Raw genomic sequence first — 22812 nt, 5'->3', positions numbered from 1 at the left:
GGCGCGTGACCGGGGCGCCCGGTCGCCCGTTGGTTCCACGGAGGGGTAGCACCCCGCCGCAGTCCGCAGAAGCCATCCCGACAAGCGACCGCACGAAGCCAGGAGTCCCCCGTGCCCCCCATGCTCGACGTCAGTGACGCCGTACGCGCCGAGATCGGCGACGAAGAAGCCGCCCGGCTGCTCGCCGGCGAGAACGCACCGGGCAGTTACGACTGCACCTCCTGCCGGAATCCCGGCGACACCCAGCGGGAGCGCACCAGCACCGTGCTCTTCATGGGCGAGGAGACCGCCATCCTCGCCTTCGCCCACGCGAGCTGTGTGCCCTCCCAGGTGGTGACGGTCTCGGAGGAGCAGTTGCAGGGCGCCGTGGCCACCATCACCGGCGACCCGTCAGGAGCCGGCGAGGCGGACTTCGCGGCGGCCGCCGCGGACGCCGAACCCCGCCAGGCCGTGCTCGGGGTGACCTGCGGTCAGGTGCTGATCGACGACACCCTGCACCCGGCGGTGGTGGTGGAGCCGACCGGCCCGATCGCCCGCCCCGGGACCGACGGGCCGGGGGACGACTTCCTGCCGCTCCTGATCGAGCAGGGCTTCCGGCCGGTGACCGACGTCGCGGTGCCGCCCGAGCCGATCGAGGGCTGGTCGGTGCTGCTGGCCATGGGCAAGCTGCACGGCATCCTGCAGCCCTCGCCCGAGGGCGCCACCCAGCCGACGTCCTGGTGGCAGGCGCACCAGCCGCTGGAGGTCACGGAGGGCTGGCGGCACGCCGCCAACCGCCGCCACACCGTGCTGGTCTACGCCTCCCCCGCGGGCACCATCGGGCAGCAGCCCCGGGAGGACCTGCTCCGGGAGGCGCTGGAGAAGGCCGCGGCGGGCGGGACGCTGGTGGCCGCCGCGATGCCGCTCGCCGGCACCTGAGCGGCCGCCTGAGCGGACGAGGTCTCCCGGGAAGCCCGCCGGGAGACCGCCGCCCGGCACCCGGCGATCAGGTCATCCGCCGCCCGGCCCCGCATCCGCCGGGCGGCGGAATCGTTTACCTGTCGTGCGACCCTACGAAGTCTCCCCGAACCACGACCACCACTCCCCCCGGCGCGCGCACGGACCGGCACCGGGTGCGCACCCGCATCCCGGCGGACCGGCGGAGCGCTCGGCGACACCGATCTACGACTCGCTCTACGCCGAGTACCAGCGGCTCTTCCGGGCCCTGCCCGGCGACCGCTCCGGCGAGGAGGAGCTGCGGTTCGAGGCCTTCACGGAGCGCCGTACCGACCACCACGGCTGGGGAGACCACCAGCGCCCCCATGCCGTGCAGTACGGCGGGCACACCCGCCGGGCGCTGCCCGCGGCGCTGCCGCCGGCGCCCCGGGACGGCAACCGCTACGACCGCTAGCCGGTCCGGGGCCGGCCGTCCCACCGGAGCGGGCGGCCCCGTCCCGCCGGAGCGGGCCCGCTCGTCACTTCTTCCGGCCGCGCTTCTCGCGCACCCGTACGGACAGGTGGATCGGCGTCCCCTCGAATCCGAACTCCTCGCGCAGCCGCCGCTCCAGGAAGCGCCGGTAGCTCGCCTCCAGGAACCCGGAGGCGAAGAGCACGAACCGCGGCGGCCTGGTCCCGGCCTGGGTGCCGAAGAGGATGCGGGGCTGCTTGCCGCCGCGCACCGGATGCGGGTGCGCGGCGACGACCTCGCCCAGGAAGGCGTTCAGCCGTCCCGTCGGCACCCGGGTCTCCCAGCCCTCCAGCGCGGTCTCGATCGCCGGCACCAGCTTCTCGAGATGGCGGCCGGTGCGGGCGGAGACGTTGACCCGCGGCGCCCACTTCACATGGCCCAGCTCGCGCTCGATCTCCCGCTCGAGGTAGTAGCGCCGCTCCTCGTCGAGGGTGTCCCACTTGTTGCAGGCCAGCACCAGGGCCCGCCCGGCCTCGACCGTCATGGTGATGATCCGCAGGTCCTGGACGCTGATCGACTCGCTGACGTCCAGCAGCAGGACCGCCACCTCGGCCTTCTCCAGGGCGGCGGCGGTGCGCAGCGAGGCGTAGTAGTCGGCGCCCTCCTGGAGGTGCACCCGGCGCCGGATGCCGGCGGTGTCGACGAACTTCCAGGTCCGGCCGCCGAGTTCGACCAGTTCGTCGACGGGGTCCCGGGTGGTGCCGGCGAGCTCGTCCACCACCACGCGTTCCTCGCCCGCGACCTTGTTCAGCAGCGAGGACTTGCCGACGTTCGGACGCCCGACCAGGGCGACCCTGCGGGGCCCTCCCACGGCGGGTCCGAAGGTCTGGGCGGGGGCGTCGGGCAGCGCCCGCAGCACCTCGTCCAGCATGTCGCCGGTGCCCCGCCCGTGCAGCGCGGAGACCGGGTGCGGCTCCCCGAGCCCGAGGGACCACAGGTAGGCCGCGTCCGCCTCGCCGGAGGGGCCGTCGACCTTGTTGGCGCAGAGCACCACCGGCTTCCCGGCTCGCCGCAGCAGCTTGACCACGGCCTCGTCGGTGTCGGTGGCGCCGACGGCGGCGTCCACCACGAAGACGACCGCGTCGGCCGCCTCGACGGCGAACTCGGCCTGCGCGGCGACGGCGGCGTCGATGCCGAGGACGTCGATCTCCCAGCCGCCGGTGTCCACGACGCGGAAGCGGCGGCCCGCCCACTCGGCCTCGTAGGTGACGCGGTCCCGGGTGACGCCGGGCCGGTCCTCGACCACGGCCTCCCGCCGCCCGATGATCCGGTTCACCAGGGTCGACTTGCCGACGTTGGGCCGGCCGACGACGGCGACCACCGGGAGCGGGCCGTGCCCGGCCGCGTCGAGCGCGCCCTCCACCTCGTCGGGGTCGAAACCCTCCTCCGCGGCGAGTTCCATGAACTCCGCGTACTCGGTCTCGCCGAGCTCACCGTGCCCGCTGTCCTGGCCCTGGCCGTCGCCGGTCTGGGTGTGGTCGTTCATGACGTCCCGGTCCTCGTTCGCTGTGCGGGCGCGCCGGACGCGCGCCGCTCGTTCACTCTTCGCGCCCGGCGGGGCGGCCGGTGAGCCGCCGGGCCTCCGCCAGGTGCCCTGTCAGCCGCCCCTGCACGCGTGCGGTGGCGGCGGCCAGCGCGGTCCGCGTCCGCCGGCCGCTCCCGTCACCCGCCTCGAACGGCGGGCCGAACACGACGTCCACCCGCGCCCGCAGCGGCGGCAGGGCCCCGATCACCCGGCCGCGCCGCCCGCTCCCCAGCACCGCGACCGGCACCACCGGCGCTCCCGAGCGTACGGCGAAATACGCCAGGCCCGAACGCAGCGAGGTGAAGTCCCCGGCACCGCGGGTGCCCTCGGGGAAGATGCCGAGCACGCCGCCGCGCCGCAGCACCTCCAGGGCCGTGCCGATCGCCGACCGGTCCACGGCGTCCCGGTCCACCCGGAGCTGTCCGATGGAGCGCAGGAACGGGTCCAGCGGGCCGGTGAAGGCCTCCTTCTTGATCAGGAAGTGCACCGGCCGGGGCGCGGTGCCCATCAGCAGCGGGCCGTCGACGTTGTGGGTGTGGTTGACCGCGAGGATCACGGGGCCGCTCGCCGGGACCCGCCAGGCTCCGAGGACCCGGGGCCGCCACAGCCCGTACACCAGACCGGCGGCCACCCGGCGGCCTGCCGCGGCGCCCCGCGGCCCAGGCGTGCTCTCGTTCACCTGGCCCGCTGCTTCTCTTCGACCAGCGTCACCACGCACTCCACGACCTGCTCCAGGCTGAGCTCGGTGGTGTCCACGACGACCGCGTCGTCGGCCTGCTTGAGCGGGGACGCCCGGCGGCTGGAGTCGGCGGTGTCCCGCTTGAGGAGGGCCTCCCGGGTGGTGGACAGGTCCGCCGCCTCCCGGCCCTTCAGCTCGCCGCTGCGCCGCGCGGCGCGGGCCTCGGGCGAGGCGGTCAGGAAGATCTTCAGGTCGGCGTCGGGCAGCACCGTGGTGCCGATGTCCCGGCCCTCGACCACGATGCCGTGCGGGGCCCCGGACGCGATGGAACGCTGCAGGGCGGTGACCCGCGTCCGCACGTCGGGCACCGCACTGACCGCGCTGACCGCGGCGGTGACGGCCTGGGTGCGGATCGGCGCGGAGGCGTCCCGGCCGTCCACCGTGATGGTGGGGGCGGCCGGGTCGGTGCCGGAGACCAGGGCGGGCTTGTCCGCGGCGGCCGCGACGGCCGCCGGGTCGTCGACGTCGACGCCGTTGCCCAGCATCCACCAGGTCATCGCCCGGTACTGCGCCCCGGTGTCCAGGTAGCTCAGGCCCAGCTTGGCGGCCACCGCCTTCGAGGTGCTGGACTTGCCCGTGCCGGAGGGGCCGTCGATGGCGACGATGACGGGAGCCGGGGCGGTTTCCACGGTGGATGCGACCTTTCTGGAAGGGCTTCGGAGCTCTCGGCGGAGCACGCGGCACGGACACGGGGCCGACCGGCCCGGCACCAGGCTACCGGCTGTCCCCCGCCGCCCACGCCGCCGGATGCCCGGCCGGGGCACCGGGCGGGACGGTGCGGCGTCCGGTCCCGTCCGGCGGGGCCGTCACTGCTGCCGCAGCGCCCAGCCCCGCTCGCGGAGCGCGGCCGCCAGCGCGGGCGCCGCCGCGGGGTCGACCATGAGCTGGACATGGCCCGCCTGCTGGCCGGTGGCGTGCTCGATCCGGACGTCCTCGATGTTGACCCCGGCGGCACCGGCGTCCGCGAAGATCCGGGCCAGCTCGCCCGGACGGTCGCTGACCAGCACCGCCACGGTCGCGTACGCGGCCGGGGCCTGCCCGTGTTTGCCGGGCACCCGGGCCCGCCCGGCGTTGCCCCGGCGCAGCAGCGCCTCCACCCCGTGCACGCCGTCTCCCCGCTTGGCGTCGTCGGAGGACTCCAGGGCGCGCAGCGCCCGTACCGTCTCGTCCAGGTCCGCGGCGACGTCCGCGAGCACGTCGGCGACCGGCCCCGGGTTGGCGGAGAGGATCTCGATCCACATCGCGGGGTCGCTCGCCGCGATCCGCGTCACGTCCCGGATGCCCTGGCCGCAGAGGCGCACGGCCGTCTCCTCGGCCGCCTCCAGCCGGGCGGCGACCATGCTGGAGAGGAGCTGCGGGGTGTGCGAGACCAGCGCGACGGCGCGGTCGTGGGCGTCGGCGTCCATCACCACCGGCACGGCCCGGCAGAGCGCGACGAGCTCCAGGGCGAGGTTGAGCACCTCGGTGTCGGTCTCGCGGGTCGGGGTGAGCACCCACGGCCGGCCCTCGAACAGGTCGGCGGTCGCCGCGAGCGGGCCGGACTGCTCCCGGCCGGACATCGGGTGGGTGCCGAGGTACGTCACGGGGTCGCCGCCGTGCCCCGCCAGCTCGCGGCGCGGGCCGCCCTTGACGCTGCCCACGTCGAGGTAGCCGCGGGCGAGGCCGCGGCGCTGCGCCTCGGCGACCGTGGGGGCGATGTGGGCGGGCGGCACGGCGATCACCGCCAGGTCCACGGGGCCGTCCGGTTCCGCCCCGGTGCCCGCGCCCAGCGCGACGGCCGTGCGGACCCGCTCCGGGTCCAGGTCACGCAGGTGCACGGCGACTCCGCGGCCCGCCAGCGCGAGCGCGGCGGAGGTGCCGATGAGGCCGGTGCCGACGACGAGAGCGGTACGCATGGCGGGGCGGTGTCCTTGCGGAGGGCGGTCCGGGGCGGGGCGCCGAGGATCTCGGCTCCCGTCAGGATACGGGGCTCCCCCGCCCCGGACGCACGGGCTCCGGCCTCAGAGACCGACCTCGCCCATCAGCATGCCGACCTCGGTGTTGGTCATGCGGCGCAGCCAGCCGGACTTCTGGTCCCCGAGCGAGACCGGCCCGAAGCGGGTGCGGACCAGCTTGTCCACCGGGAACCCGGCCTCGGCGAGCATGCGGCGCACGATGTGCCGGCGGCCCTCGTGGAGCGAGACCTCGACCAGGTAGTTCTTACCGGTGTTCTGCACCACCCGGAAGTGGTCGGCGCGGGCGTACCCGTCGTCCAGCCGGATGCCTTCCTTGAGGCGCTTGCCCAGGTCGCGCGGGAGCGGGCCCTGGACGGCGGCGAGGTAGGTCTTCTGCACGCCGTACCGGGGGTGGGTGAGCCGGTGGGCCAGCTCGCCGTGGTTGGTGAGCAGGATCAGGCCCTCGGTCTCGGTGTCCAGGCGGCCGACGTGGAAGAGCCGGGTCTCCCGGTTCTGCACGTAGTCGCCCAGGCAGGGGCGCCCGTCGGGGTCCTCCATCGCGGAGACCACCCCGGCGGGCTTGTTCAGCGCGAAGAAGACGTGCGACTGGGTGGCGATGGTCAGCCCGTCGACCTTGATCTCGTCCTTCTCCGGGTCGACCCGGAGCCCCTGCTCGACGACGATCTTCCCGTTGACCTCCACCCGGGCCTGGGCGATCAGCTCCTCGCAGGAGCGGCGGGAGCCCATGCCCGCCCGGGCGAGGACCTTCTGCAGGCGCTCGCCCTCCTCCTCGCCGAAGGTCTTCGGCAGCCGGGGCGCCGGCGCCCGGTGCCGCGCGCGGTGGCGCTCCTCGAGCTGCGCCTCGTACTCCCGGGGGCGCTGCGGGGCCGACGCGTTACGCGCCCGCGTCTTGGGCGCGCCGCTACCGGTGACCCGCTTGCCTCCCGGGCCGCCGCGTGCGGCGCCGGCGGCCTTGCCGCCCTTGCCGGGGCCGCCGCCCTTGCCGGGGCCGCCGCCCTTGCCCGGACCGCCGGGCTTGCCCGGCTTCTCGTGGCGGCGCTCCTCCGGGCGCGGGCGGCCGGTGCGCTTCTGCTTCTCGTCCCGCTTGTTGCCCGCACCCCGGTAGTCGCGGTTACCGCCGGTGTTCCTGCCGCTGCTTCGCATCAATGATCCGTCGTCTGGGTGTCGCCGCTGTCGTCTGGGTCGAACGACGGCACGCCCTCCCGGCTGTCCCCTTCGACGGCGTCCGCCTCGGGGAGGAAGGGCGCCAGCTCCGGAAGCTCGTCGAGGCCGCGCAGGCCCATCCGCTCCAGGAAGTAGTGCGTCGTCCTGTACAGGATCGCACCTGTCTCGGGTTCCGTGCCCGCCTCCTCCAGCAGTCCGCGCTGGAGCAGGGTCCGCATGACGCCGTCGCAGTTCACCCCGCGGACGGCCGAGACCCGGGAGCGGCTCACCGGCTGCCGGTACGCCACCACCGCCAGTGTCTCCAGTGCGGCCTGGGTGAGCCGCGCCTGCTGGCCGTCGAGCACGAAGCGCTCCACTGCGGCGGAGTACTCGGAGCGCGTGTAGTAGCGCCACCCGCCGGCGACGAACCGCAGCTCGAAGCCGCGCCGCTGCCGCGCGTACTCGTCCGTGAGCTCCCGCAGGGCGTCGGAGACCGCCCGCCGGGGGCGTTGCAGCACCTTGGCCAGATGCTCCTCCGTCACCGGCTCGTCGACGACCATCAGCACCGCCTCCAGCGCCGGCTTGAGCTCCAGCTCCGCGACGCCGTCCGCGCCGGCCGGGACGTCGCCGGACGCACCGGCCCCGGGCGCCCCGGCCTCCGCCGCCGGGCGCGCGGGGGGCGCCGCATTCGCGGAGACCGCGGGCATGTCGTGGGTGTCCTCGCTCATGGCTCTGCTTCTTCCTCGTCGGTGCCCGGCCCGGCCCCCTCGGCCGCGGCGGCCGGGGGCCGGTCGAACTCGTCGGTGACCAGCGGCTCCGCCCCCTCGCCGCCGCTCCAGCGCACGGTGAGCGACCCCAGCGGCTCGTCCTGGTCGAGCGCCACCGCCCGCTCCCGGTAGAGCTCCAGCAGCGCGAGGAAGCGCGCCACGACCGTGAGGGTGTCCGGCGCGTCCTCGACAAGGGTACGGAAGCCCGCCTCGCCCAGCTCCCGGAGCCGCGCCACCAGGACCTCCGCCTGCTCCCGGACGCTGACCAGCGGGGCGTGGATGTGCTCGACGTACACCTGCGGCTTCGGCTTGGGCTGCATCGCCTTCACGGCGAGCTTCGCGAACCCCTCCGGCCCGATGCTGAGCACCACCTCCGGGAGCAGCTCGGCGTGGTGCGGCTCCAGGCCGACCGTACGGGGGTGACGATGGGTCTCCTCCGCCAGCCGGCCGGCGAAGATGCCGGCCACCTCCTTGTACGCGCGGTACTGGAGCAGCCGGGCGAAGAGCAGGTCGCGGGCCTCCAGGAGGGCGAGGTCGGCCTCGTCCTCGACCTCTGCGGCCGGCAGCAACCGTGCGGCCTTCAGGTCCAGCAGGGTGGCCGCGACGACGAGGAACTCGGTGGTCTGGTCCAGGTCCCAGTCCGGGCCCATGGCGTGGATGTGCGCCATGAACTCGTCGGTGACCCGGGACAGGGCGACCTCGGTGACGTCGAGCTTGTGCTTGGAGATCAGTTGGAGGAGGAGGTCGAAGGGGCCCTCGAAGTTGTCCAGCACGACCGTGAAGCGCCCGTCGTCCTCCGCCGCGCCCTCCCCCTCGGGCGCCTCCCCCGGCGGGCGCGGGGGCCGCGGCTCCGGGGCCTCCGCGTGCGCACCCGGCCCCTCGGGCGCCTCCCCCGGCGGGCGCGGGGGCCCCTCCTCCGGGGCCTCCGCGTCCACGCCCTCCCCGGCAGGCGCCGTCCGCGGGCTCTGCCGCGCCTCCGGGGCGGCACCGTCCCCGGCGGGCGAGGCATCCGTCTCCCGGACGGCCGCCTCCGCACCGGGGCCGGGGGCCGGGCCGCGAGGGGCGGGCCCCGGGGTCTGCGGGCGGGGCGGGGCTCCGGTCCCGGCCTCCGCCGTGGAGCCCGGCGACCGCTCGCCCTCAGGCGTGACCGTGCCGGGGCCGGCGGGGCCCGGCTTCGCGGCCTGCTCCGTGGCGGTCCGGGTCCCGCCCTCGTCCGGTGCGGCCGCCCCGGTCTCCTCCGGACCGGGGCGCTCGTCCGCGTCCGGGAGGGCGGGAGCGCCGGGGCGCTCCTCACCGTTGGCGGGGTCCTCCGTGGCCTCGTGCCCGGCCGGGGTGGCGGTCTCCTCACCCGGTGCACCGGGCTGCGTCCGCGGCGGCCGGGCGGGGCCGGCCGGGTCCTGCGGGCGCGCGGACCCCGGCCCGGCAGGCGCGGCGCCCGGGCCGCGGCCCAGGGCGCGGCGGCGGGGGCGCGGCAGCGCGTCGTCGTCGGGGTTCGGCATCGCGGGGCAGCGTACTGGGATTTTCCGGGCGACGAGGCCGGGGCTCACCCCGATGGGCCTGCGGAACCGTGCGGAAGACGCAGGAGCCGCGGACTCAGCGTCCGCGCAGGCGGCGCACGAGGATGCTCGCGTCGCCACGCGCCTCGAGGTCGGCGAGGACCACGGCGACGGCCTCGCGGACGATCCGGCCGCGGTCGACGGCGAGCCCGTGCTCGCCGCGGAGCACGAGCCGGGCGTGCTCCAGATCCATCAGCTCCTCGGCGGAGACGTACACCGTGATCTTCTCGTCGTGGCGTTCCCGGCCGCTGGGGCGGCGTCCGGCACGCCCGCGCCGGGCGGTGGGCGCGGCGGCCTTGCGGGCGCGCGAGGGTGCGCGGCCGGTGCCGGGGGACGCCGTCGCACCGGCGGCGCGTCCGGCCGCCCGGCGGGCCTCCGGCACCTCGGCGTCGGACGGCCGGGATCCGGCGGGTTCGCCGCCGGTGGCGGCGGCGGAGGCGGCGCTCCGGCGGGACGCGCCACCGCCGGGGCGCCTCTCCGGCGGTGTCTCGCGGCCGCTGTGCTCGCCGGGCCCCGCGGCGCCGGGTGCGGTGGCCGCCGCCGGTTCCGGGGTGACCTCGTGGTCGGCGGGCGCCGAGCCCTCCTCCGGGGCGGCGGCGTGCTCCCCGGTGCGCTCCTCGGCGGGTTCGCCGGCCGGGGCCGGCACGCGCGCCTCTCGTTCCTCGCCGTCGGCCTGTGGCGGGGCCGAGGGCTGTACGGCGGATCCTCCTGTGGTACGGAACAGTTCGTCGGCTGCCGGCAGACTCACTCGGCGTGGCACCGGGCGAGCACCTCCCTGGCAAGCTGACGGTAGGCGGCGGCGCCGACGGAGTTGGAGGCGTATGTGGTGATGGGCTCACCCGCGACCGTGGTCTCGGGGAAGCGGACGGTGCGCCCGATGACGGTGTGGTAGACGTTGTCGTCGAAGGCCTCGACGACCCGCGCGAGCACCTCGCGGCTGTGCACCGTGCGGGAGTCGTACATGGTGGCGAGGATGCCGTCGAGCTCCAGCTCCGGGTTGAGCCGCTCCTGCACCTTCTCGATGGTCTCGGTCAGCAGGGCGACGCCGCGCAGCGCGAAGAACTCGCACTCCAGCGGCACGATCACCTTGTGCGCGGCGGTGAGCGCGTTGACCGTCAGCAGGCCCAGCGAGGGCTGGCAGTCGATGACGATGAAGTCGTAGTCGGGCAGCAGCGGTTGCAGGGCGCGCTGGAGCGTCGACTCCCGGGCGACCTCGCTGACGAGCTGCACCTCGGCCGCCGAGAGGTCGATGTTGCTGGGCAGCAGGTCCATGCCCGCGACCGCGGTCTTCAGCAGCACCTCGTCGGGCGCCATGCCCCGCTCCATGAGCAGGTTGTAGACCGTCAGGTCGAGTTCCATGGGGTTGACGCCGAGGCCCACGGAGAGGGCTCCCTGCGGGTCGAAGTCGACCAGCAGCACCCGGCGTCCGTACTCGGCGAGGGCGGCGCCGAGGTTGATGGTCGAGGTGGTCTTGCCGACCCCGCCCTTCTGGTTGCACATCGCGATGATCTTCGCCGGCCCGTGCTCGGAGACCGGCCCCGGGATCGGGAAGTACGGCAGGGGGCGCCCGGTGGGGCCGATGCGTTCCCGGCGCTGCCGTGCGGCGTCCGGGGCGAGGGTGGCGGCGTACTCGGGATCGGGCTCGAACTCGGCGTCAGGGTCGTAGAAGTGACCCTCCGGAAGCTCTTCGTACTGGGCGTCGTAGTCGGCGAGCCGGTCACCGGACCGACCGTCCGGGCCGTCGCCGGCCATGGCGTTCACGTGGTGGCCGTCCATGCTCTGGTGGGCAGTCGTGCTCGGGGTGTTGGCCTGGTGGGCCGCGAAGGTACGGACAGCGATGGAGCCGACAGCCTCGGGCCCCGTGGGCGCGTGACCCTGTACCGGCGCTCCTGGTTGACCACCCCCGGGAGAAAATGTCGACTCATTCACAAGTCGTCCTACCTCCTTGGCGACCAGGAAACATCCAGACAGGTCAGCGTGACACCATGCCGACGGTTGGCGACTCTATGGCGTGTCGGCGGTCCGCAGCAACACAATCCGCCGGAGACGGCACGATGTGTCGGCAAGTGAACGCGCCGCTGTCAAGGGCGTAAGGGGCGCACATGTGAGGTTTCACCGGCGCGCGAATCGGCAGAACGGTGATGTTCGCGGCGAGTTGCCCGGCCCCCCGCCGATGCGGCGATGCGACCGGCCGGACCTCCCCTCCGGAGGTCCGGCCGGTGACGGGCGCGGGCCGACGTTGACGGCGCGGGTTGACGCCCGCGCGTTCGCCGGCGTGGATCAGCCCAGCAGGGTGCTGAGTTCGGCGACCGGATGGCCGTGCGCCTCGGCGACCGGGCCGTAGGTGACCTCTCCCTCATGGGTGTTGAGGCCCTTGGCCAGTGCGGCGTCCCGCCGGAGGGCCTCCCGCCAGCCACGGTTGGCCAGCTCCACGATGTACGGGAGCGTGGCGTTGGTCAGCGCGTAGGTGGAGGTGGCGGGCACCGCTCCGGGCATGTTGGCCACGCAGTAGAAGACCGAGTCGTGCACCCGGAAGGTCGGCTCCGCGTGCGTGGTGGGCCGGGAGTCCTCGAAGCAACCACCCTGGTCGATCGCGATGTCGACAAGGACACTCCCGGGCTTCATCCGGGACACCAGCTCGTTGGTGACCAGCTTCGGCGCCTTGGCACCGGGGATCAGCACGGCGCCGACGACGAGGTCGGCCCCGAGCACCGCCTGCTCCAGGGCGTACGCGTTCGAGCTGACCGTCTGCACCCGGGTGCCGAAGATGCGGTCGGCCTCCCGGAGCTTGTTCACGTCCTTGTCCAGCAGGGTGACGTGGAAACCCATGCCGACCGCGATCTGGGTGGCGTTCCACCCGGAGACGCCGCCGCCGATGATCACGGCACGGCCCGCGCCGGTACCGGGAACGCCGCCGGGCAGCACGCCACGGCCGCCGGCCGAGCGCATCAGGTGGTAGGCGCCGACCTGGGGGGCGATGCGCCCGGCGACCTCGGACATGGGCGCGAGCAGCGGCAGGGTGCGGTTCGCGGTCTCCACCGTCTCGTAGGCGATGGCGGTGGTGCCGGACTGCAGCAGCGCGTCGGTGCAGGCACCGGACGCGGCCAGGTGCAGGTAGGTGAAGAGGGTCTGGTCCTTGCGGAGCCGGTGGTACTCCTCGGCGACCGGCTCCTTCACCTTCAGCAGCAGGTCGGCGGTGGCCCACACGTCGTCGGCGGTGCCCAGGATGGTGGCACCGGCGCCGGTGTACTCCTCGTCCGGGATGGCGGAGCCGTTCCCGGCCCCCTGCTCCACGTAGACCTGGTGGCCGTTGCGCACAAGCTCGTGCACGCCGGCCGGGGTGATGGCGACGCGGAACTCGTTGTTCTTGACCTCGCGGGGAATGCCGACCTTCACGGCGATCACGGTCCTTGCCTGATGAGAGTGCTGGGGGACGCCCTACCCATCCGCCGGCTTTCCGCACATGACGGGAATGCCGGAAGCAGCCGGGATGGCCACGGCGGAGCCAGTCTAATGAAGGATGCTGCACTGTCTAGCCTTGCAAAGGGTCAATTTTTCTTCTGATGGCTATTGCTTTCGCAGGTCGCACCTGCGGTAACAGCACTGCCACCATCGGTCGCCGCCGGTCCGGGCTCTCCACCCGGCCCGGAGCTCCCGGTTCCCGCGCACAGCAGGTCCGCCGCGTCCCGGTGCGCCCGGGCGCCCTCCGCGTCGCCGGCCGCCTCGCTCGCGGCGGCCAGCAGCAGCCGCAGCTCCCGCTGCAGCCCGGTGTCCCGCGCACGGGCCGCCGCGGCCAGCGCGTCCCGGCCGGTCCGCAGCGCCTCCGGAGCGCGTCCGGCCCGTTCCAGCGCCCGTGCCGCCTCGCCCAGGGCCCGGGCGTACCCGGGGGCGTCCCGCAGCCTGCGGTGCAGCGCGGCCGACGCCCGCCACGCCCGCAGCGCCTCCTCCCAGCGCCCCGCCCCGGCGTGCGCGGCGCCCTGCCGGCCGTGCAGGCGGGCCGCCTCCGGCCAGGCACCGGCCGCGTGGTGGTGCTCCAGCGCGCGCCCGTACCAGTCGGCGGCCCGTGCCTGGTCCCCGAGCTCCCGGTAGGTGTCGCCGAGCGACTCCAGCGCCCGCACGGCCGCCGGTGTGTCGCCGCAGTCCCGTGCCGCGTCGAGCGCCGCGCGGTAGCGGCCCGCGGCCTGCCGCAGCCGTCCGGTGCGCAGGTCCAGGTCGGCCAGCCGGAGCAGCGCCGCCGCGCGCTCCCGCTGCCGGCCGCCGCGCTCGGCGAGCTCCAGGACCAGCTCGTGCAGCCGGTAGCTCTCCGGTGCGGCGGCCTCGCGGCCGTGGTGAGCCTCGCCGGCACGGGCCAGCCCGAGGGCGAGCCGCCGTGCCAGCGAGTCGAGTTCGCCGCCGGCCTCGTCGGCCGCCGGGCGGACGGCCGCCGCCAGGGCGGGGAGCCGCTCCTCCAGCCAGGCGCGGGCGGCGGCCCGCCCGGGGAAGCGCAGGTGCCGGGGGAACGCCTCCAGCCGGCGGGCGGCAGCCGCACCGTCCGGGTCGGCGGCCGCCCGGCAGGCGCCGAGCTGCCGCACCGTGCGCTCCAGCATCCGGGCCCGGGCGAGCATCACCTCGGCCGGGCGCTCGCGGGCGTGGAGTTCCGCCCGCAGCAGCGGCGCGAGGCACCCCGGCACCCGGTAGGCGCCCGGGGCCGCCGGGTGCAGCAGACCGGCACCGGCGAGGCCGGCGAGCACGCCCTCCGCGTCCGGTACCGGGCAGCCGGCCAGCGCGGAGGCGATCTGCGCGTCGGCGAACCCGGCGGGTGCCACGGCGAGCAGCCGCAGCAGCCGGGCTGCCGGGCCCGGCAGCCCGCCGTGCGCCAGCCGGAAGGCGCGCAGCAGCACGTCCGGCCGGCGGGGGTCGGCGCCGGCGGGGATCTCCTCCAGCCGCGCCGTCGCGTCGGACACGGAGAGCTTGGGCCGGGCCGCCAGCCAGCCGGCGACCAGCAGCAGCGCGGCCGGCAGGTCGCCGCAGGCCTCGGCCAGGGCCTCGGCACGGCGGGGGTCGACGGTGATCCGGGGCGCGGCGCCGGAGCGGCGGCGCAGCAGTTCGACGGCGGCTCCGCGGTCGAGGCCGCCCAGCACGCAGGGGCGTACGTCGCTCACCCCGGTGAGCGGGCCCCGGGCGACGGCCACGACCAGGCAGTGCCGGTTGTCCGGGAGCAGGTCGAGGAGTTGCCCGGAGTCGGCGACGTCGTCCAGCAGGAGCAGCACCCGGCGGCCCGCGAGGGCGTCCCGGAGTGCCCCGGTCACCTCGTCCTCGTCCGCTCCGGCGGGCGGGGCCGGGGTACGCAGGGCGGCGAGCAGCTCGCGGGCGGTGCGCTCGGCGGGGACCGGTACGCCCGTGGGCCCGCTGAGCCGGGCCCGCAGCACCCCGTCGGGGTAGCGGCCGGCGATCCGCCGGACCAGTTCGCCGGCGAGCGCGGTACGGCCGGAGCCGGGCCGGCCGGCGACCAGCAGCACCCGGCCGTACGGGGCGGGGCGTCCGGCCAGGGTGTGCAGCCCGGCCCGCTCGATGTCCGTACGCAGCAGCCGCAGCTCGCGCTCCCGCCCCACGAACCCGTCCGCAGCGGTCGCGGCGCCCTGCGTGCCGCCCCGCACCGCCTGATCCGTCACGGGCCACGCTCCCGTCCGTGTGCGCCTGTGCATACGAACCCGCCCGAGCCGCCGGCGGGGTGGCACCGAGCGTAATTCACCCCGCCCGTCCGCCCCTGCCCCGCAGGGCTGCGGGAGCGGCGCAGGATCACCTCATCGGATCATCGCGCCCGCCCGGTCCCGGTGCGGGCCGGACCGGACCGGCTCAGGGCTCGAAGGGGCGTGCGGGCCAGGGCGCGTCCGCGGGGCGCAACGCGTCCGGGCCGTCCCCGGTGAGCGCGGCGCTGAGGGCGAGGGTGCCGACGACGAGGGCGTTGTTGTGCAGGTCACCGGCGAGCACCGCCCGTACCAGGTCCGGCAGCGGTACCCGGGCGTGCTCCATCTCGGCCTCCTCGGCGAAGGTCTCGAAGCGTGCACCCTCCGCCGGGGAGATCCGGCGGGCGAGGAAGATCCGCACGGCCTCGTCGCAGCCGCCCGGGGTGGTGTACACGTCGGCCAGCACGCGCCAGTCCTCGGCCTTGACGTGCGCCTCCTCGTACAGCTCGCGCTGTGCCGCACGCAGCGGGTTCTCCCCGGGCACGTCGAGCAGCCCGGCCGGGATCTCCCAGAGCTTCTGCCGCACCGGGTGCCGGTACTGGCTGAGCACCAGCACCCGGTCCTGCTCGTCGAGGGCGAGGACCGCGACGGAGCCGGGATGGACCTGGTAGTCACGGCGGGCGACGCCGCCGTCGGGCATGACCACGTCGTCGGCGCGGACGCTCGTCTTCTTCCCGCGGAAGGGCACCTCGGTGCTGCGCACCTCCCACTCCTCGGGGGCGTCGGCGAGGCGGGGGCCGCTCCCGTGCTCCGGCTGCGCCACGTCAGGCTCCCTTCCCGGTCCGGCCGGTCTGCGCGGTCTCTCCGGTGCGCGCCCCCTGCTGCCGCTCCACGGCCGCCCGGACCAGCCCGGCGAAGAGCGGATGCGGCCGGGTGGGCCGGGAGCGCAGCTCGGGGTGTGCCTGGGTGGCGACGAGATACGGGTGCACCTCGCGCGGGTACTCGACGTACTCGACGAGCTTGTTGTCCGGCGAGGTGCCGGAGAAGACCAGGCCGGCCTTCTTCTCCAGCTCGGAGCGGTAGGCGTTGTTGACCTCGTAGCGGTGCCGGTGGCGCTCCTCGGCGTAGGGCTCGCCGCCGTACACCTCACGGACCAGGGAGCCCTCGGCGAGCTTGGCCGGGTACAGGCCGAGCCGCATGGTGCCGCCCATGTCGCCGTCACCGGCGACGATGTCGAGCTGCTCCTCCATGGTGGAGACCACGGGGTGGGCGGTGCCCCGGTCGAACTCGGTGGAGTTGGCGTTCTCGATGCCGGCCAGGTTCCGCGCCGCCTCCACCACGATGCACTGGAGGCCGAGGCAGAGGCCGAGCAGCGGGATGCCCTGCTCACGGGCGTAGGTGATGGCGGAGAGCTTGCCCTCGACGCCGCGCTCGCCGAAGCCGCCGGGGATGCAGACGGCGTCGACGCCGGCGAGCTGCCGCTCGGCGCCGGCCGGGGTGCGGCAGTCGTCCGAGGTCACCCACGTGATCTTCGCCCGGGCGTTGTTGGCGAAGCCGCCGGCCCGGATCGCCTCGGTGACGGAGAGATAGGCGTCGGGCAGGTCGATGTACTTGCCGACCAGTGCGACGGTGACCTCGTGCTCGGGCTGGTGCACCCGGCGCAGCAGGTCGTCCCACTGCGTCCAGTCCACGTCCCGGAAGGGCAGGTCGAGCTTGCGCACGGCGAACGCATCCAGGCCCTCGGCGTGCAGCACCTTGGGGATGTCGTAGATCGACTTGGCGTCGATGGCGGCGACGACGGCGGCCTCGTCGACGTCGCACATCAGCGAGATCTTGCGCTTGATGGAGACCGGGACCTCGCGGTCGGCCCGGAGCACGATGGCGTCCGGCTGGATGCCGATGTTGCGCAGGGCGGCCACGGAGTGCTGGGTCGGCTTGGTCTTGAGCTCGCCGGAGGGGCCGATGTACGGCAGCAGGGAGATGTGCACCACCAGCACGTTGTCCCGGCCGACCTCGTGGCGGACCTGGCGCACGGCCTCCAGGAACGGCAGCGACTCGATGTCGCCCACGGTGCCGCCGACCTCGGTGATCACCACGTCCACGTCGTCGGTGGCCATCCGGCGGATGCGGTTCTTGATCTCGTTGGTGATGTGCGGGATGACCTGCACGGTGTCGCCCAGGTACTCGCCGCGCCGCTCCTTGGCGATGACGGAGGAGTACACCTGGCCGGTGGTGACGTTGGCCGAGCCGTCCAGGTCCACGTCGAGGAAGCGCTCGTAGTGGCCGATGTCCAGGTCGGTCTCGGCGCCGTCGTTGGTGACGAACACCTCACCGTGCTGGAAGGGATTCATCGTGCCGGGGTCGACGTTGAGATAGGGGTCGAGCTTCTGCATGGTGACCCGCAGGCCGCGGGCCTTGAGCAGCGCACCCAGGCTGGAGGCCGTGAGACCCTTGCCGAGAGAGGAGGCGACACCCCCCGTGACGAAGAGGTGCTTGGTCGTCATGGAAGACGGGGATCGAGTCGGCATGGCCAAGAGGGGCTCCCGTGGTCGCGTGGTGGGGTGCGCACCGGCACCCCGTACGCTGCCGCAGAGGGGAGCCGTCGCTGCGGTCGGGGGGCTGCCGTGTCGAGGACTCGAGATCGCATGCCCACCGGTCCACGGGCTACCAGGGTATCAGTGACCGGTCGCGGCGGTGCCGGGCGACGGGGCGGCGCGGACGCAGGGGCCGGGCGGGTGACGAGGCCGGTCCGCCGGAAGGGCCACCCTGGACCTTGTACCGCGTCGTATCCTGCTCGGACACTCGCATGGGCAGGACGGAAGATCGCGCGTCCCACGGGGGCGTATCCACAGTCGGACTGGAGTGCACGTGGCTGGGCGCATCGAGGACTACGCACTGATCGGGGACATGCAGACGGCCGCCCTCGTCTGCCGGGACGGCACGGCGGACTGGCTCTGCCTGCCCCGGTTCGACTCGCATGCCGTCTTCGCCGGGATGCTGGGCACCGAGGAGCACGGCTTCTGGCGGGTGGGACCCGCGCACGGCAGTGACGAGGAGCCGCCTCCGGCCACCCGGCGCCGCTACCGCGACGAGTCGCTGATCCTGGAGTCGGAGTGGGACACCTCCCGCGGCACCGTGCGGGTGATCGACTTCATGCCGCCGCGGGGCACGGACGCGCCGCAGCTCGTGCGGATCGTGGAGGGCGTCAGCGGCCGGGTGCCGATGCGCTCCGCGCTGCGGATGCGCTTCTCCTACGGCTGGGTGGTCCCGTGGGTGCACAAGGTGGACGGCCGCACGGTGGCGGTCGCCGGGCCGGACTCGGTCTGGCTGGACAGCGAGGTGGAGACCTACGGCAAGGACCTCACCACCTTCTCCGACTTCACCGTGGCGCCGGGCGACCGGGTGGCGCTCGCCATCAGCTGGCAGTCCTCGCACCGTGAGGCCCCGCCGCTGCCCGAGCCGGAGGCCGCGCTGGCCGCGACGGAGGACTTCTGGCAGGACTGGGTGGGCCACTGCACGTACCACGGCCCCTACCGGGAGGCGGTCGTCCGGTCGCTGATCACGCTCAAGGCCCTCACCTACGAGCCGACGGGCGGCATCGTCGCCGCCCCGACCACCTCGCTGCCCGAGGACATCGGCGGCAGCCGGAACTGGGACTACCGCTTCACCTGGCTGCGTGACGCCGCGATCACCCTCTCCTCGCTGCTGCGCACCGGCTACCACGAGGAGGCGCGGGCCTGGCGGGAGTGGCTGCTGCGGGCGGTCGCGGGCGATCCCGAGCATCTGCAGATCATGTACGGCATCGCCGGGGAGCGCGACCTCGGCGAGCGCGAGCTGACCTGGCTGCCGGGGTACGAGGGCTCCACGCCGGTCCGCATCGGCAACGGCGCCGCGGGCCAGCTCCAGCTCGACGTCTACGGCGAGGTCACCGAGGCGCTGCACCTGGGTCACATGACCGGCCTGGCGCGGAACGACTACGCCTCGCTGCTGCAGATCAAGCTCATCAGCTATCTCGAGAGGCACTGGGACGAGCCGGACGAGGGCATCTGGGAGGTGCGCGGGCCGCGCCGTCACTTCGTGCACTCCAAGGTGATGGCCTGGGTGGCCGTGGACCGCACGGTGAAGCTCATCGAGTCCGGGGAGGTGGACGGGCCGCTGGAGCGCTGGCAGCGGCTGCGTGACGAGATCCACCGGACCGTCTGCGAGCGGGGCTACGACAAGGAGCGCAACACCTTCACGCAGTACTACGGCTCCCGTGAACTGGACGCGTCGCTGCTGCTGATCCCGCAGATGGGCTTCCTGCCGCCGGACGACAAGCGGGTCATCGGCACCGTGGAGGCCATCCAGCGGGAGCTGTCCACCGAGGACGGCTTCGTGCTGCGCTACCCCACCTCGGCGACCCGGGCCGACGAGAACGTCGACGGCCTGGAGGGCGACGAGGGCGCGTTCCTCGCCTGTTCCTTCTGGCTGGCGGACGACCTGGCGATGATCGGCCGGGTCGAGGAGGCCCGGCGGCTGTTCGAGAAGCTGCTGGCGCTGCGGAACGACCTCGGGCTGCTCGCCGAGGAGTGGGACCCGCGGCTGCAGCGGCAGGTCGGCAACTTCCCGCAGGCGTTCAGCCATGTGCCGCTGATCGACACCGCGCTGCGGCTGACGGCGTCCGGCGCGTACGGGGGCTGAACGCGCCCGTACGCGCCGGGGCCCGGCCGGCGGGCGGCCGGGCCCGCGCAGGGTCAGAACGGCGTGAGGGTGAGCGTCAGCTCGCGCGGTGCGTGGTCCTGGATGTAGGACGCGAACCCGGCCACGTCGTCGAAGGCGAAGCCGTACGCCTTCCCGTCCACCGTGGCGGCGTGCAGCGCCTTGCTGTAGTGGTGGGTCGGCTCGCCCTGGTAGAAGGCCGCCGGGTCGTCGGTGGGCTGCCGGTCGATCGCGGCCAGGGTGGTGCGGTTGAAGGCCGCGCCGAGCACCGCCGCGACCGGGCCGGTGATCGGGTCGTTGGGCGCGGCGAGGGCACCGTGGCAGAAGAGGACGTCCCGGGTGGACGGGCGGGCGAAGGAGACCTCGCCCGGGCCGGTGAAGGTGAGACGGTCGCCGCGCACCCGGCCGGTGAACGTGCCGGCGTTGGTGGTCACATGCAGGTCCCGGCCGGCGTAGGTGCTCCAGACCCGGTCGATGTACGGGTCGAGGTAGTCGGCCGGGAAGAGCCCGGCGTCCAGCCCGTGGCCGGGAGCGATGACGCGGCGGTCGCCGACCACCAGGGGGGCGAACTCGCTCACCGCGCCCACGTCCGCGAAGACGCGGTCCCGCGCGCCGTCCTTCAGCGTGCCGGTGGTCTGGTCCGCGGCGCCGGTGAGGCGGATGGCGAGCGGCACGCTGAACATGTCCACCATCGTGGTGTTGCAGAACATGCCGTCGGCGTTGTGCGTGAACTCGGCGCAGTCGTGCAGCACCGGGTAGTTGGGGTCGGACTCGACCCAGCCGGCCGGGTAGGCCAGCGCGGCGTTGCCGTTGCCGTCCTCGACCGCCTTGAACTTCAGCTCTCCGCCCAGCGCGACGTAGATGCGGCCGGACAGGTGCGGGAGGTTGAGGGTGGTGGTGCCGCTGCCCGCCAGCGGGATGGCGTAGTCGGTGTAGCCGTCCGGGCCGTTGTCGGCGAGGGCGACCGGACGGAGCTGCCCGTCCGGGGTGACGCGGACCTGGCGGGTGCCGTCGTTGCCGACGATGTAGATCCGTATCGAGGAGTTGCCGTACTGGCCGGTATTGTTGACGATCTTCAGCGGCAGCCCGGCGGCCGCGGACCCGGACTCGGCCCCGCCCGCGCTGCCGCTCGTGAGCGCCAGGCCGGTACCGGCCGAGGCGGCCGTCAGGGTCAGGCCGCCGAGGAAGGTGCGGCGGGAGAGCCGTGCACGGTGGGCACCCGGAAGCTTTCTCATGCTCATGACATGCGCTCCTTCAGTGGGGGGTTGTGAGAGCGCTCTCACTTCACGGTCCTGCACAGTGCCGCGTGACAGGAGTAGCGTCAAGGGCTCCCGACAGGAAAAGGAGTGCGAAGTGCACGGTGCCCACGGTTCCCGCCCCACCCTCGAAGCCGTCGCCGCGCACGCCGGCGTCTCCCGCGCGACCGTGTCACGGGTGGTCAACGGCGGTCCGGGGGTACGGGCGGAGGTCCGCGAGAAGGTCCAGCGTTCCGTGGAGGCGCTCGGCTACGTGCCGAACAGCGCCGCCCGGAGCCTTGTGACCCGGCGCACCGGCGCGGTGGCCGTGGTCATCGCCGAGCCGGAGACCCGGGTCTTCTCCGACCCGTTCTTCGCCCAGCAGCTCCGCGGCATCAGCCGCGAACTCTCGGAGCACGACATCCAACTGCTGCTCCTGCTGCTCGAACAGCGCCGCGACTACGACCGCATCGGCCGCTACCTCTCCGGCGGCCACGTCGACGGCGCCCTGATGTTCTCCCTGCACACCGAGGACCCGCTGCCGTCGATGGCCGCCGAGTCCGGGCTGCCGACCGTCTTCGGCGGCCGCCCCGGCTGGCCCGGCGCCGACCGGGACCCCGGGCTCCTCTACGTCGACACCGACAACCGCGGCGGCGCCCGGCAGGCCGTCGAACACCTGCTGGACCGCGGCTGCCGCGAGGTCGCCGTCATCACCGGGCCGCTGGACCAGACGTCCGCGCTGGACCGCCTGCACGGCTACTGCGACGCCCTCGGCCGCACCGAGCCCGACCCCGCCCTGGTCGCGCGCGGCGACTTCACCGCGGACGGCGGCGAGCGCGCGATGACCGAACTGCTGGAGCGCGCGCCGCGGCTGGACGCCGTCTTCGCCGGCTCCGACCTGATGGCCTCGGGCGCGCTGCGGGCGCTGCGGGCGTACGGGCGGCGGGTGCCGGAGGACGTGGCGGTGGTCGGCTACGACGACCTGGAGCCGGCGGGCTGGTCGGACCCGCCGCTGACCACGGTGCGGCAGGACGTGGAGGGCATGGGCCGCATGATGGCGGCGCTGCTGATGCGGCGGCTCGGCGCCGGGGGCGCCGGGGACGGCACCGCGCCCGCCCCGGTGGTGACCCCGGCCCAGCTCGTGGTCCGCGCCTCCAGCTGAACCGCCGGGGGCCACGGCACCGTCGCGACCGGCCCGCCGGGGTGCCCGGGGGCGCCGCCCCAGCGGGGCCGTGCGGGCCCGTCCGTACCGTGGCCGGAGCCACCGGCTCGCCCGGCACTGCGGGCGGCCCGCGCAGCCGCCCGGCGCCGCGCGGCCCCGAGGGGCGGCGCCGGTCAGCGGGACAGCAACTCGTCGTAGACCCGGAGCACATGGGCGACCGTGTCCTCCTCGGTGGGGAGCATCGCGGCCTGGGCACGCCCGGCGGCGGCGAGCGCCGCGTGGCGCTCCGGGTCCGCCAGCAGTCCGCAGACCGCCGCGGCCAGCGCCTCGGCGTCCCCGTAGGGCACCAGGTCGGCGGCGCCGCCGACCAGGTCCGCGAGGCCGTCCCCCGGGGTGGCCACCAGCGGCACCCCGCTCGCCAGCGCCGCCTGCGCGAGCGGGGAGGGCCCCGGCCAGCGGCCGGTGACCACGGCGAGGTCGGCCACCTCCAGCAGCTCCAGGGCGTCGTCCCGGCGGCCCAGCAGCCGTACGGGCAGCTCCTCCACGTCCACCCGGGCCTGGAGCGCGGGGCGCGCGGGCCCCTCACCCGCGACCGCGAGCAGCGGCGGGGGCTCCAGGCTGCGCCAGGCGCGGGCCGCGGTGAGCGCCGTCCGCAGACCCTGGTGCCGGTCGAGGGGGGCGACGGCGAGCAGCAGCGGCCGGTCGACCGCCCCGATCTCCGCGCGGACCTTGGCCGCCCGCTCGGATTCCGTGCAGGGCTCTCCTTCGTCGCCGCCCGGCCCGCCCAGCCCGTACGGCCCGCCGGGAGGACGTCCGCCGCCCCGCCCGGCGCCGTCCCCCGGCTCCGCGGTCCCGGCGGGCTCCGCCCCGGGTGCGCCCGGCCCGTGCCCCGCCCGGGGTGCCCGGAGCGGCGCGGGCA

General features: G+C 74.9%; 19 protein-coding genes. 4 read left to right on the top strand and 15 right to left on the bottom strand.

Features of this window, described 5'->3' with window-relative positions; genetic code table 11:
* The first annotated feature begins 120 nt into the window (after positions 1–120).
* Entirely contained in the window at positions 121–918 is a 798-nt protein-coding gene (locus tag HOY81_RS05120; protein WP_237318770.1) for a hypothetical protein, read from the top strand.
* Between the two features lie 124 nt (positions 919–1042).
* Complete coding sequence (locus tag HOY81_RS05115; protein ID WP_237318614.1) at positions 1043–1390, top strand: hypothetical protein; 348 nt, start codon at positions 1043–1045, stop codon at positions 1388–1390.
* A 64-nt stretch (positions 1391–1454) separates the two neighbouring features.
* Here HOY81_RS05115 and der read toward each other — a convergent pair whose 3' ends face one another.
* The 13 genes from der to HOY81_RS05050 all read right to left on the bottom strand — a co-directional run bounded on the left by der (position 1455) and on the right by HOY81_RS05050 (position 17326).
* On the bottom strand, positions 1455–2933 hold the full coding sequence (der, locus tag HOY81_RS05110) for a ribosome biogenesis GTPase Der (protein WP_237318612.1): 1479 nt from the start codon (positions 2931–2933) through the stop codon (positions 1455–1457).
* 52 nt (positions 2934–2985) lie between these two features.
* The gene (locus HOY81_RS05105; protein ID WP_237318609.1) at positions 2986–3651 is read right to left on the bottom strand and encodes a 1-acyl-sn-glycerol-3-phosphate acyltransferase; all 666 of its coding nucleotides are present in this window, start codon (positions 3649–3651) and stop codon (positions 2986–2988) included.
* Positions 3648–4340 carry a (d)CMP kinase gene (gene cmk / locus HOY81_RS05100; protein WP_237318607.1) on the bottom strand — a complete coding sequence of 231 codons (693 nt, stop codon included), beginning with the start codon at positions 4338–4340 and terminating at the stop codon, positions 3648–3650. The genes HOY81_RS05105 and cmk overlap by 4 nt, the downstream gene beginning before the upstream one ends.
* A gap of 177 nt (positions 4341–4517) precedes the next feature.
* Positions 4518–5606 carry a prephenate dehydrogenase gene (locus HOY81_RS05095; RefSeq protein ID WP_237318606.1) on the bottom strand — a complete coding sequence of 363 codons (1089 nt, stop codon included), beginning with the start codon at positions 5604–5606 and terminating at the stop codon, positions 4518–4520.
* Positions 5607–5711: 105 nt separating this feature from the next.
* Positions 5712–6809 carry a pseudouridine synthase gene (locus tag HOY81_RS05090; RefSeq protein WP_237318604.1) on the bottom strand — a complete coding sequence of 366 codons (1098 nt, stop codon included), beginning with the start codon at positions 6807–6809 and terminating at the stop codon, positions 5712–5714.
* Positions 6809–7537 (bottom strand): SMC-Scp complex subunit ScpB, encoded by a 729-nt coding sequence (gene scpB, locus HOY81_RS05085; RefSeq protein ID WP_237318602.1) that lies wholly within the window; start codon positions 7535–7537, stop codon positions 6809–6811. Before scpB ends, HOY81_RS05090 begins: the two co-directional genes overlap by 1 nt.
* On the bottom strand, positions 7534–9075 hold the full coding sequence (locus HOY81_RS05080; protein WP_237318600.1) for a ScpA family protein: 1542 nt from the start codon (positions 9073–9075) through the stop codon (positions 7534–7536). The genes scpB and HOY81_RS05080 overlap by 4 nt, the downstream gene beginning before the upstream one ends.
* Before the next feature lie 94 nt (positions 9076–9169).
* Entirely contained in the window at positions 9170–9880 is a 711-nt protein-coding gene (locus tag HOY81_RS05075; protein WP_237318598.1) for a hypothetical protein, read from the bottom strand.
* On the bottom strand, positions 9877–11061 hold the full coding sequence (locus HOY81_RS05070; RefSeq protein WP_237318596.1) for a ParA family protein: 1185 nt from the start codon (positions 11059–11061) through the stop codon (positions 9877–9879). Before HOY81_RS05070 ends, HOY81_RS05075 begins: the two co-directional genes overlap by 4 nt.
* 351 nt (positions 11062–11412) lie before the next feature.
* Entirely contained in the window at positions 11413–12528 is a 1116-nt protein-coding gene (ald, locus tag HOY81_RS05065) for an alanine dehydrogenase (RefSeq protein ID WP_237318593.1), read from the bottom strand.
* A 152-nt stretch (positions 12529–12680) separates the two neighbouring features.
* Positions 12681–14783, bottom strand: coding sequence for a tetratricopeptide repeat protein (locus HOY81_RS05060; RefSeq protein WP_237318591.1), 2103 nt, complete (start codon positions 14781–14783; stop codon positions 12681–12683).
* 184 nt (positions 14784–14967) lie between these two features.
* The gene (locus tag HOY81_RS05055) at positions 14968–15621 is read right to left on the bottom strand and encodes an NUDIX hydrolase (RefSeq protein ID WP_237318589.1); all 654 of its coding nucleotides are present in this window, start codon (positions 15619–15621) and stop codon (positions 14968–14970) included.
* Between the two features lies 1 nt (position 15622).
* On the bottom strand, positions 15623–17326 hold the full coding sequence (locus HOY81_RS05050) for a CTP synthase (protein ID WP_237318586.1): 1704 nt from the start codon (positions 17324–17326) through the stop codon (positions 15623–15625).
* A 334-nt stretch (positions 17327–17660) separates the two neighbouring features.
* Here HOY81_RS05050 and HOY81_RS05045 point away from each other — a divergent pair, with 334 nt between their 5' ends.
* On the top strand, positions 17661–19478 hold the full coding sequence (locus HOY81_RS05045) for a glycoside hydrolase family 15 protein (protein WP_237318584.1): 1818 nt from the start codon (positions 17661–17663) through the stop codon (positions 19476–19478).
* A gap of 53 nt (positions 19479–19531) precedes the next feature.
* On the opposite strand, the gene HOY81_RS05040 is transcribed toward HOY81_RS05045, so the two are convergent.
* Positions 19532–20737: a beta-1,3-glucanase family protein gene (locus HOY81_RS05040; protein WP_237318582.1), complete on the bottom strand. Its 1206-nt coding sequence runs from the start codon at positions 20735–20737 to the stop codon at positions 19532–19534.
* Between the two features lie 112 nt (positions 20738–20849).
* On the opposite strand from HOY81_RS05040, the gene HOY81_RS05035 reads away from it, so the two are divergent.
* Positions 20850–21893 (top strand): LacI family DNA-binding transcriptional regulator, encoded by a 1044-nt coding sequence (locus HOY81_RS05035; protein WP_237318581.1) that lies wholly within the window; start codon positions 20850–20852, stop codon positions 21891–21893.
* A 173-nt stretch (positions 21894–22066) separates the two neighbouring features.
* Here HOY81_RS05035 and HOY81_RS05030 read toward each other — a convergent pair.
* Positions 22067–22812, bottom strand: a 746-nt coding sequence (locus HOY81_RS05030) for a glycosyltransferase family 4 protein (protein WP_237318579.1), incomplete at its 5' end; no start/stop codon positions are given.

Origin of the sequence: Streptomyces sp. JJ36 (assembly GCF_021696945.1) — a bacterium.
Classification (GTDB): Bacteria; Actinomycetota; Actinomycetes; order Streptomycetales; family Streptomycetaceae; genus Streptomyces.
The sequence above is the reverse complement of the archived record's forward strand: the minus strand, read 5'-3'. Positions and strand labels throughout refer to the sequence as shown.